This is a genomic window from Pseudoalteromonas sp. S1727 (genome assembly GCF_005886375.1).
Classification (GTDB): domain Bacteria; phylum Pseudomonadota; class Gammaproteobacteria; order Enterobacterales; family Alteromonadaceae; genus Pseudoalteromonas; species Pseudoalteromonas haloplanktis.
The window spans coordinates 1-908 of the sequence record NZ_PNDT01000238.1; the positions used below are offsets into that span (position 1 = coordinate 1).

The 908-nt window shown below is 38.5% G+C and carries 2 protein-coding genes; both read left to right on the forward strand.

Translation table 11 applies throughout. From position 1 onward, the window contains the following. The coding region (locus CWB85_RS21825) for a hypothetical protein (RefSeq protein WP_212748250.1) at window positions 1-352 on the forward strand (352 nt) is incomplete at its 5' end. A gap of 121 nt (window positions 353-473) precedes the next feature. Continuing rightward, entirely contained in the window at window positions 474-734 is a 261-nt protein-coding gene (locus CWB85_RS21830) for a hypothetical protein (protein WP_138556012.1), read from the forward strand. The last annotated feature ends 174 nt before the right edge of the window (window positions 735-908 follow it).

Here is a 908-nt window from a genome sequence, read left to right on the forward strand (position 1 = left end):
GCGCACTATAAAATTGTTAGGTTTCAGAATGAGCATCGAAGAGATCACATGGAAACTCCCCTGGAGAGCAATTCAGTTTGAAGCTGAGATACCAGGAGTCCAAAATCAAATAGAGTCGGAAATCACAGAGCCGCATCCTTTGTGGAATACCAACCCAATTGTAATAGGTCGTCGTATTGATTGTGATGATGTTGTAGCGAAACTTTCTGATGGAAGAATTGCAGATGTTCACTTGGTCTGGGGTAGTGGAGCAGGAGCATTTCCAGCTGAGTATCCAACATTTACTATATATGAGTCTTTGCAAGAGTTTTTAGCTTCAATGGAGCAAGATCATATTGATTACGAAGAGTAAAAAACCTAACAATTTGCTCCTGCTGACATTTTTTCCGTTGATTCTTTTGTGCTTAATAGCACAAAAGAATCCACTCAAAAAATGCAGCAGAGCAAGGCGTTTTATATGCCTAGGAAAGGATATGGGATTAATCGAAGCCATTTTATTAGGTTTGCAATTTAAGAACCTTCAAAAGCCTTTTGTATTTTTCTCAATGCTAATTGGTTTTTTGTTTTTCATCTTAGCTGGTTTCGGAATGTTTTATGGCATGTATGAAATATTCATGACCGATAAAGTTGGTAAGTTAGTGCCTCTTCTTGGAATATTTGCGTTTTCATTATTGTTCTTTGGTTTAGCTAGTGTTTGTGGCTACATGATCAAACGTTGTTTTAACAAGGTGTAATCGGCATATAACAAGCCAATTAAGTGCGGGACTGCTAAAGCTTGGCTCGGTTCCGCTTCGCTACACAGTTTAGCCAAGCATTTATCAGCCCCTTATTGGGGCGTTGAGGCTGTAGAATTACTCTTTTTAGGAACTTGCTCTCTCAACCTTAACTGTTTGTTTTTTAACCTTGAA